Genomic DNA, 9,763 nt, shown 5'->3' with positions numbered 1-9,763 from the left:
ACAGCGCCGCCCGAGCCGGCGCGCGGGTCACCTGGTGAAGGGGAAGCGGTGACCCGCGCGCCAACCAGCGGTTCACAGGCCGCGTGCGGTCGACCAATCCGCGTAGAACAGACCGAGGCCGAACAGGCAGCAGGTCGCCGACAACAACCAGAAGCGGATGATGACCGTGGTTTCCGGCCAGCCGCCGAGTTCGAAGTGGTGGTGGAATGGCGCCATTCGGAACAATCGTCGCCGACTCGTGCGGAACACCACGACCTGCAGGCCAACCGACAGGACCTCGACCACGAACAGGCCGCCGATGATGACCATCAGCAGCTCGGTGCGGCTGACCACGGACAACCCGGCGACCAGTCCGCCCAGCGCCAGCGAGCCCGTGTCGCCCATGAAGATCTTGGCCGGGGCCGCGTTCCACCACAGGAAGCCGACGCACCCCGCCATGGCCGCCGCGGCCACCACCGCCACGTCCAGCGGGTCGCGCACCTCGTAGCAGCCCGGCACCGACTTCAGGCAGGTGTTGTGGAACTGCCAGAACGAGATGATCACGTACGTGGCCAGCACCATCGCCGAGGTGCCCCCGGCCAGCCCGTCCAGGCCGTCGGTCAGGTTCACCGCGTTCGACCAGGCGCCGACCACGAGGTAGCAGAAGACCACGAAGCCGACCAGGCCGAAGGAGATCGTGCCCAGGTCGCGGATGAACGACAGGTCCAGCGAGGCCGGGGTCAGCCCGCGGTCGTCGGCGAAGCGCACCGCCAGCACCGCGAAGACCACCGCCGAGAGCAGCTGCCCGACCAGCTTCGCCGTCTTGTTCAGGCCCAGGTTGCGCTGCTTGCGGATCTTGATGAAGTCGTCCAGGAAGCCGACCAGCCCCAGCGAGGTGGTCAGCAGCAACAGCAGCAGCCCGGAGACCGTCGGCGGCTCGGCCGAGTCCGCCAGCAGCATCACCAGGTGCGCCGCCAGGTAGCCCGCCCACATCGCCACCAGGATCGCCACGCCGCCCATCGTGGGCGTGCCACGCTTGGACTTGTGGCTGCTCGGGCCCTCCTCGCGGATCTCCTGGCCAAAGCCCTGCCGCGAGAAGACCCTGATCAGGTAGGGCGTCAGCAGCACCGACACCACCAGTGCCACGACCGCGGCCACAGAAGCCAGCCCCGCCGCCACGAAGACGTTGTTCATCGCCGGTGATCGTACTGAGCGGGCTCGGGCGACGGTGCGGTGTCGTGAAAGTGCCGTTTGCGACACTAGATGTCTTGAACGGCACTTTCACGACACCGCCCAGCGCCTGGGCAGGGGCCGGGCGCTGGGCGATCAGCCCGCCAGGACCAGCGGCCTGCGGGGGTACGGAATGGGCAGATCGGGTTCCTGCGGGCACGGACGTGGGTCGTGCTTCGACCTGGTCACGGGTGCCTCCCCTGTCGTGGACGACTGACCTCTTCCCCTACTCGTAATGTCGGAATCCCACGGGGCCACCTTGTGCGCGTGTACGCGAAGGGAGCAGCACGATCACCCGTCTCCAGCAACCCACCCGCCTGGCGGCCTCCTTCGGGTGGGCCGAACGGCGGCACGGCCCGTCGCGGCGGCGGCCAATCAGGTAGTCCGTGACCGGTCACGGACGGGTTCGGTCACCCGCGCCGGCGGCCCAGCCAGTGGCAGGCGCCCAGCGCGAGGAGCAGGACCGCCAGCGCGACGGCGCCCTGGCCAAGCAGGAACAGCGTGGCCGGGGGCCGGGTGGGGTCGAACAGCAGCTTGGCGGTGGGCCCGACGGGCGGCACGTCGTTGCTGACGATCAGCACCAGGCAGGCGCCCAGCACGGCGAGCAGGGACCAGCCGGTGGTGGGGATCAGCGGCCGGGAGCAGACCAGGCCCAGCGCCAGCCCGACGCACAGGCTGATCAGGTGCGCGACCAGGGCGACGGCCAGGTCCTCGAGCTGGTACGGGTGGTGGAAGTTGATCAGCGGTGGTACGGCGACGGCGAGCAGCACGAGCACGCCACCGCTCACGGCGCCCGCGCCGAGCAGGCCACCGAGCATGCGTGGCCAACCGCCCACGGCGGCGACGGTGATGCGCCGCTGCACGGGGTCCTCGTTGTTGGCCACGATCACGGTGAGCCAGGCGCACAGCGGGAACACCAGCAGCGTGGATACCCCATACACCGGCCGGGCGTTGCCGGGGTCCCCGCCGTAGAGCACCCCGATACACGCCGCGAACAGCACGAACGGCGGCACGAAGCGCTGGGAGCGCAGCAGGTCGGCAAGCAGGTAGCGGATCACGGCGTCACCGGCCGCACCGCGTGTACCCCGGGCAGCCTGCCCAACCGGTCGGCGGCCTCGGGTGTGCAGCGCACCAGCAGTTCCACCAGGTCCGCACCGTCCTCGGGCCACAGCAGGCCCGCACGCATCCGCAGCACGTGTGCCCCGGGCAGGGCGGCGGCCAGCCCGGTGTGGTCGGTCACCAGCGCGGTCGCCCCGTCGGCCACCGCCTCGGTCACCAGCTCGCCCAGCACCGCGCGGGCCGCCACGTCCAACCCGGCCCAGGGTTCGTCCAGCACGAGCAGTGAGCCGCGGACGAGCAGGGCGGTGGCGATGCCGAGCTTCTGGGCGTTGCCCTTGGACAGCTCCGAGGCGGGCGCGTCCAGGTCGCCGACGAATCCCAGGCGGTCCAGGACCTGCTCCTGGCCGCCGTGTGGCGCGCCTCTCATCCGCGCGAAGTGGCGCAGGTAGGCCCTTGGCGAGAGGCGGAGCTGATCGGGGAAGCGCTCGGGCAGGAAGGCCACCGAACGGGGCCGCCCGCGCACGGTCCCCCGGGTGGGCGACACGATGCCCGCGACCACCCTCAACAGGGTGGACTTGCCGCAGCCGTTCTCGCCGAGCAGCACCGTGAGCCGTCCCGGCGGCAGTTCGAGATCGATACCGCGCAGCACCTCTGGACCGCGCCCGTAGCGCTGGACCAGCCCGCTCACCGTGATCAAGGACACCCCTCCCCCGCGACCCATACTGCCAGAGCGCGGGACCCCACTTGAACCCGTATACAGGACAAGCGTACTGTTAAAGCAGCACGGGGCCCCGGCGGCGCACCCCACCAAGGTGCGCGACACTCGGACCCTGACATCCCGAACTGACCAGCGCCGTCGCACGATGGAGTTTGACGTGACTGCACCTGCGAGCAAGGACAGCTTCGGCGCCCGTGGCACGCTCACCGTTGGGGACGCCTCGTACGAGGTGTTCCGGCTGAGCGCAGTCGAGGGCGCGGAGCGCCTGCCGTACAGCCTGAAGATCCTGCTGGAGAACCTGCTGCGCACCGAGGACGGTGCGAACATCACCGCCGACCACGTGCGCGCACTGGCCAACTGGGACCCCTCGGCGGACCCGTCCACCGAGATCCAGTTCACCCCGGCCCGCGTGATCATGCAGGACTTCACCGGGGTGCCCTGCGTGGTCGACCTGGCCACCATGCGCGAGGCCGTCACCAGCCTCGGTGGCGACCCGTCCAAGGTCAACCCGCTGGCCCCCGCCGAGCTGGTCATCGACCACTCGGTGATCGCCGACATCTTCGGCCGCCCCGACGCCTTCGAGCGCAACGTGGACCTGGAGTACGAGCGCAACAAGGAGCGCTACCAGTTCCTGCGCTGGGGCCAGACCGCCTTCGACGAGTTCAAGGTGGTGCCGCCCGGCACCGGCATCGTGCACCAGGTCAACATCGAGCACCTGGCCCGCGTGGTGATGGTCCGCAACGGCCAGGCCTACCCGGACACCGTGGTCGGCACCGACAGCCACACCACGATGGTCAACGGCATCGGCGTGCTGGGCTGGGGCGTGGGCGGCATCGAGGCCGAGGCCGCCATGCTGGGCCAGCCGGTGTCCATGCTCATCCCGCGCGTGGTCGGCTTCAAGCTGCACGGCGAACTGCCCGCCGGGGCCACCGCCACCGACCTGGTGCTGACCATCACCGAGATGCTGCGCAAGCACGGCGTGGTCGGCAAGTTCGTGGAGTTCTACGGCTCGGGCGTGTCCGCGGTGCCGCTGGCCAACCGCGCCACCATCGGCAACATGAGCCCGGAGTTCGGCTCCACGGTCGGCATCTTCCCGATCGACGGCGAGACCGTCGACTACCTGAAGCTGACCGGCCGCAGCGCCGAGCAGGTCGCACTGGTCGAGGCGTACGCCAAGGAGCAGGGCCTGTGGCACGACCCCTCCGCCGAGGCGGTCTACTCCGAGAACCTGGAGCTGGACCTGTCCACGGTGGTGCCCTCCATCGCCGGGCCCAAGCGCCCGCAGGACCGCATCTCGCTGTCGGAGGCCAAGGAGCGCTTCCACCTCAACGTGCGTGACTACGTCAAGTACGACGAGGTGGACGAGGAGCTCAAGGAGTCCTTCCCGGCCAGCGACGCGCCCTCGCACAACTCCCGCGCCAACGGGGCCCGCCCGCACAAGCTCGTGCCGGTGACCCTGGAGGACGGCACGGAGACGACGCTGGACCACGGCCACGTGGGCATCGCGGCGATCACCTCCTGCACCAACACCTCCAACCCGTCCGTGATGATCGGCGCGGCCCTGCTGGCCAAGAACGCAGTGGAGCGCGGCCTGAACCGCAAGCCCTGGGTGAAGACCACCATGGCGCCCGGTTCCAAGGTCGTCATGGACTACTACGAGAAGGCCGGGCTGATCCCGTACCTGGAGAAGCTGGGCTTCCACCTGGTCGGCTACGGCTGCACCACCTGCATCGGCAACTCCGGCCCGCTGCCCGAGGAGATCTCGGCCGCGGTGCAGGACAACGACCTGACCATCGTGTCGGTGCTGTCGGGCAACCGGAACTTCGAGGGCCGGATCAACCCCGACGTCAAGATGAACTACCTGGCCAGCCCGCCGCTGGTGGTGGCCTACGCCCTCGCCGGCACGATGGACCTGGACCTGACCACCGAGCCCATCGGCACCGACACCGAGGGCAAGGACGTCTACCTGGCCGACATCTGGCCGTCCCCGCAGGACGTGGCCGAGGTCATCGCCACCGCGGTGACCGCCGAGATGTTCACCAAGGACTACGCCGACGTGTTCGCCGGTGACGAGCGCTGGCAGTCGCTGCCCACCCCCACCGGCAAGACCTTCGAGTGGGCCGCCGACTCCACCTATGTGCGCAAGCCCCCGTACTTCGAGGGCATGGGCCTGCGGCCGGAGCCGGTCACCGAGATCAGCGGTGCCCGCGTGCTGGCCCTGCTTGGCGACTCGGTCACCACCGACCACATCTCCCCGGCGGGCTCCATCAAGGCCGACTCGCCCGCGGGCAAGTACCTCACCGAGCACGGCATCGAGCGCAGGGACTTCAACTCCTACGGCTCGCGCCGCGGCAACCACGAGGTCATGATCCGCGGCACCTTCGCCAACATCCGGCTGAAGAACCTGCTGCTGGACGGCGTGGAGGGCGGGTTCACCCGCAACTTCCTGGCCGATGGCGAGCAGACCACCATCTTCGACGCCTCGGCGGCCTACCTCGCCGCCGGTGTGCCGCTGGTGGTGCTGGCGGGCAAGGAGTACGGCTCGGGTTCCTCCCGGGACTGGGCGGCCAAGGGCACCAGCCTGCTGGGCGTGCGCGCGGTGATCGCCGAGTCCTTCGAGCGCATCCACCGCTCCAACCTGATCGGCATGGGCGTGCTGCCGCTGCAGTTCCCGGCCGGTGAGAGCGCCAAGTCCCTGGGCCTGACCGGCACCGAGACCTTCGACTTCAGCGGCGTCACCGAGCTGAACGAGGGCCGCACCCCCGGCACCGTGAAGGTGACCGCCACCGGCACCGACGGCAAGGTCGTCGAGTTCGACGCCGTGGTGCGCATCGACACCCCCGGCGAGGCGGACTACTACCGCAACGGCGGCATCATGCAGTACGTGCTGCGCAAGATGGTCAACGGCTGAGTTCCACCAGGCCGCGTGAGCGGGGCCGTCCCGGCAGTGCCGGGGCGGCCCCGCCGTCTTTTCCAGGGACCTAGGTCACAACAACGGGATGAGTGCGTTGCTCCATTGTGAGCACTGTGAAAACAAGTCCGGGAAGTCACCGCTTCGGCGCACGCAAGGACTTGACCGGGCTCGATAGGCTGGCAATACGCAACACGAATCCCACAAACATGTCCTAGGAGTCTCTCGTGCAGTCCACGATCTCGGAGTTGATCGTCCACCTGCGGACCGAACACGGCCTGACACAGTACGAGCTGGCTGTTCAGTTGGCCGGTGTGTCAGACAACGACGCGATCACCCGCGAGGAGGTGTCGCGCTGGGAGCGGGGAAAGCGAATTCCCGGCCCGTACTGGCGGGGCTGGCTCAGCGAGGTGCTGGGCTACCCGAAGGACAAGTGGGAGTCGGCCGCCGTGAACGCACGTCGTTCTCGTCACATCGTGCCAAGGCAGCGTTCACACGACAGCGGGGCATGATTCGCGAAACAATTCAGAAACATAGCTCGAACGAATTGTCACCCAGCACACAGGTCCGGGCGTAACACAACGCCCCGCCACTCCGAACAGTCCCGGTGGCTGTGAGGAGTCGACATGAGACGTGCCGTTCTCGTCGGTATCGACGAGTACGAGATGGCGGCGCTGCGCCCAGTGACCAGGACGCTGGTGCGGGCCAAGCTGACCCAACTGTTCGCCAACGCACGGGACGCCGACCACCTTGGCAAGGTCACCGCGCCGAGCCTGTACCGCGAGGCGCCCCTGACCCCGCTCGGCCGCTACTTCTGGTCGCTGGCAAGCAAAAGGGCGCTGTGAGGGCCCGCTGGATCTCGTTCGGCCTCGTGCTCGCGGTGCTGGCCGCCCTCTCCTGGGTCAGCATGGCGGCGGCACCCCCGGTCGACCGGGACAACGCGATCGCCCCTGCCGCCCTGCTGGCCACCGACCAGGACGTGGCCGGTCTGCTGCCGGTGGCCGACCAGCCCGCACCGCACAGCCCGGACCAGTTGGGCAGCGACCCCGCGCGCGGCTACCGCTGCGAGGACGCCATGCGCACCTGGAACGACGGCAACCCGGACCACCGCTTCACGGTCCGCGTCGAGCGCTGCAACCCCTTCGGGCTGGCGGCACTGCACCAGCTCAACGTCAGCAACGAGTTCGCGGCACGGCACTTCAGGGTCGAACAACTGCCCGGCATCCCGTACGGGGTGGTCGGCAGCGGTCAGGTCAACGGCACCTGGCTGTCCCAGATCCTGTTCCGCAGGGGCGAGTTCACGGTCCAGGTCACCGTGGCCTCCTCGCAGCGAGCGGGCGCACCGCCCTCGCCCACCCTGCGCAGCCTGGCGCTGCTCCAGTGGCAGCGCACGCCGGGAACCCCTGGCAGGCCGGTGAAACCGGTCGACTCCACCGCCCAGCTCACCGAGTTCAGCACCGCCAGCTCGCTGCTGGCCTTCGGGCTGATCCTGTTCGTGCAACTGGTCGGCGTGCTGCGCAACCGCCGCCGAGGGCTGCGGGCCACCTCGGCCGCCCCGGCTGATCGCGAGGAGCTGGTCTGGCAGGACACCGGGCCGCGCGCGCGAAAACTGGCCCGTGACGCCAGGATCCGCTTCTGGACAACGATGATCGCGTTCCTGGTGGTGTTCGCGGTGCCGCTGGACCCGGTGGTCAAGGGGCTCGCCTTCGCCTTCCTGGCCTACCGGCTGGTGCTCGGCCGCCGGTACCAGCCGGGCAGCAGGCGGCTCTGGGGCAGGCACGCCGCCTCGCAGGTGAGCACCGGGCGCAACCGGCGGGCCGCCGCGCTCTGGTACTGCGCCGCCGTCGGGCTGCTCGTGCTGGCGATCATGGACGTGTTCTGTGTCGGGGTCGTGCTCCGGCTCATCGGCACCGACGCCATCGGCCCGGACCTGCGCTGGGACCCCACCGTGGTCGCCGACTCCACGGTGCTGCGCCCGCTGCGGCTCATGTCGGTTCCCGTGCTGGTCGCGGACCTGACCGTGGCCGCCGTGCTGCTCGCGCTGGCGATGAGCGCCTGCTACCGCCACGCACGACGGCTCGCGGCCCTGGACACCCGCGAGCGGCTGCGCACCGACAGCCGCGCGCCGATCATCTACCTGCGCAACTTCGCCGACGACGAGGTGACGGTCCGCACCAGCCCGCTGACCCGCAAGTCCGCGCTGGACAAGGTCGGCCTCCAGCAGTTCGAGCCCTTCGAGGAGGTGCTGGTCCGCTACCTGACCAGCTTCGGGCCGGTCACCGCGGTGAACAACCCCGAGCAGTCCCGGTCGCCGCTGGGCGCGGCACGGGAGTCGCTGTCACACGAGGACTGGCAGGACACGGTCAAGGAGCGGATCAGGGCCAGCGCCCTGATCGTGGTCAGCGCCGCACCGGCCACGATCACCGAGGGCCTGTCCTGGGAGTTGGAGACGATCGTCTCCTGCGCGGCGCTGGACCGCACGGTCTTCGTGCTGCCACCGCACCCCGGTGCCGAACTCCCCGCCCGGTGGGCGAACTTCCGCGCGATGGCCGCCCACCTGGACGTGCCGGAGGCGGCCGAGGAACACGTGGACCGACTCCTGCTGCTGCGCACCGACGGCAGCGGCCGGTGGACCGCCTGGCACGCCGACACCCGCGGCGACTGGGCCTACGCCGTGGGGCTCAGCGCCGCCGCCGAGCAGATCATGGCTTGACCGCCTGCAGGGTGTAGCTGGCGGCCAGCCGCTCTGGCCGGTCGGTCAGCCGCCACTCCCCCGCCTCGTCCACGCTCATCTGCCCGGGCAGGGCCTGCCAGGGCACGCTGTCGTGCTCCACCAAGCCCGTCAGCCGCAGGCCCGCCGCCAGCAGCGCGGTGATGATCTCGCCGAGCCCGTGGTTCCAGCTGTGCGTCACGGAGTTCGCCAGCGGCCGCTCGGTGTCCACATAGGTCTGCGGCTCGTCGAAGACCAGCGGCTCGGCGTGCTCGTAGTACGGGTAGCCCAGGGTCGGCTGCGGCTGGGTCTCGTCGATCGCCCACAGCACGGGGTGCCCCTCACGCAGGAACAACCGCCCGCCCGGTCGCAGCAGGTCGGCCACCACCCGCGCCCAGGGGTTGATCTCCGGCAACCAGCACAGCGCCCCGATGCCGGTGTAGACCAGGTCGAACCCGCCCGCCCCGAGGACCTCGACCGCCTGGTACAGCTCGCCTTCCCGGTAGTCGATCTCCGTGCCGGTGGCCGCGGCCAGCTCGCGCGCCCTGGCCAGGGCCGCACCGGAGCAGTCCAGGCCGCTCATGTGCGCGCCCAGCCTCGCCAGCGAGAGCGTGTCCGTGCCGATGTGGCACTGCAGGTGCACGCCCCGCAGGCCGCGCAGCTCACCGAGCCGGGGCCGGTCGAAGCGGACCACGTCGCTCAGGTGGTGCGGATCGGCCACGAAACGGGCGAACCCGTACCCCGCCGAGGCCGCGTGCAGGTCCGCCCGCTCGTCCCAGTTCGCCCTGTTGACAGCCACGTAGTCGCCCACCCGCACAGCCTCGCACGCCCCCGCCACCGATTTTCCCCGCGAGTCCCGCCCACGTGCACGCGAGTCCCGGCCTGGGGAGGGCGAGTCCCGGCCTGGGGAGGGCGAGTCCCGGCCCGGCGAACGCGAGTCCCGGTCTGGGGCCAGCGAGTCCCGCCCTCAGAAGCACGAGTCCCGCCCTGGGGGAGCACGAGTCCCGGCCTCAGAAGCGCGAGTCCCGGTCTGGGGCCTGCGAGTCCCGCTCTGGGAAGCGCGAACCCCGCCCTGGAACCAGCGAGTTCCGCCCTCAGACCTGCGAGCCCCGCCCCGGTGGAGGCGCTGCCCCCGCCACGCGCCAATGGGCGGGGT

Annotated in this window: 8 protein-coding genes; 4 read left to right on the top strand and 4 right to left on the bottom strand. The window is 70.2% G+C overall.

The genetic code is table 11. The features are described from left to right. Window positions 1–72: 72 nt before the first annotated feature. From mraY to KALB_RS14670, 3 genes are all read right to left on the bottom strand, one after another. On the bottom strand, window positions 73–1,173 hold the full coding sequence (gene mraY, locus KALB_RS14680; RefSeq protein ID WP_148309470.1) for a phospho-N-acetylmuramoyl-pentapeptide-transferase: 1,101 nt from the start codon (window positions 1,171–1,173) through the stop codon (window positions 73–75). Between the two features lie 446 nt (window positions 1,174–1,619). Then, complete coding sequence (locus KALB_RS14675; RefSeq protein WP_025356469.1) at window positions 1,620–2,267, bottom strand: hypothetical protein; 648 nt, start codon at window positions 2,265–2,267, stop codon at window positions 1,620–1,622. Then, window positions 2,264–2,956, bottom strand: a complete 693-nt coding sequence (locus KALB_RS14670) for an ATP-binding cassette domain-containing protein (RefSeq protein ID WP_236650351.1) — start codon at window positions 2,954–2,956, stop codon at window positions 2,264–2,266. The genes KALB_RS14675 and KALB_RS14670 overlap by 4 nt, the downstream gene beginning before the upstream one ends. Window positions 2,957–3,143: 187 nt before the next feature. On the opposite strand from KALB_RS14670, the gene acnA reads away from it, so the two are divergent. From acnA to KALB_RS14650, 4 genes are all read left to right on the top strand, one after another. Then, window positions 3,144–5,897: an aconitate hydratase AcnA gene (acnA, locus tag KALB_RS14665; RefSeq protein ID WP_025356467.1), complete on the top strand. Its 2,754-nt coding sequence runs from the start codon at window positions 3,144–3,146 to the stop codon at window positions 5,895–5,897. 227 nt (window positions 5,898–6,124) lie between these two features. Beyond that, window positions 6,125–6,409: a helix-turn-helix transcriptional regulator gene (locus KALB_RS14660; protein ID WP_042220355.1), complete on the top strand. Its 285-nt coding sequence runs from the start codon at window positions 6,125–6,127 to the stop codon at window positions 6,407–6,409. A gap of 114 nt (window positions 6,410–6,523) precedes the next feature. Then, on the top strand, window positions 6,524–6,742 hold the full coding sequence (locus KALB_RS14655; protein WP_025356466.1) for a hypothetical protein: 219 nt from the start codon (window positions 6,524–6,526) through the stop codon (window positions 6,740–6,742). Next, window positions 6,739–8,610: a hypothetical protein gene (locus KALB_RS14650; protein WP_025356465.1), complete on the top strand. Its 1,872-nt coding sequence runs from the start codon at window positions 6,739–6,741 to the stop codon at window positions 8,608–8,610. Before KALB_RS14655 ends, KALB_RS14650 begins: the two co-directional genes overlap by 4 nt. Here the strand turns inward: KALB_RS14650 and KALB_RS14645 are convergent. After that, on the bottom strand, window positions 8,600–9,418 hold the full coding sequence (locus KALB_RS14645; protein ID WP_025356464.1) for a class I SAM-dependent methyltransferase: 819 nt from the start codon (window positions 9,416–9,418) through the stop codon (window positions 8,600–8,602). The two genes, KALB_RS14650 and KALB_RS14645, sit on opposite strands and share 11 nt — an antisense overlap. Window positions 9,419–9,763: the final 345 nt, after the last annotated feature.

The organism is Kutzneria viridogrisea DSM 43870 (genome assembly GCF_000525635.1).
Lineage (GTDB): Bacteria > Actinomycetota > Actinomycetes > Mycobacteriales > Pseudonocardiaceae > Kutzneria > Kutzneria viridogrisea.
The sequence above is the reverse complement of the archived record's forward strand: the minus strand, read 5'-3'. Positions and strand labels throughout refer to the sequence as shown.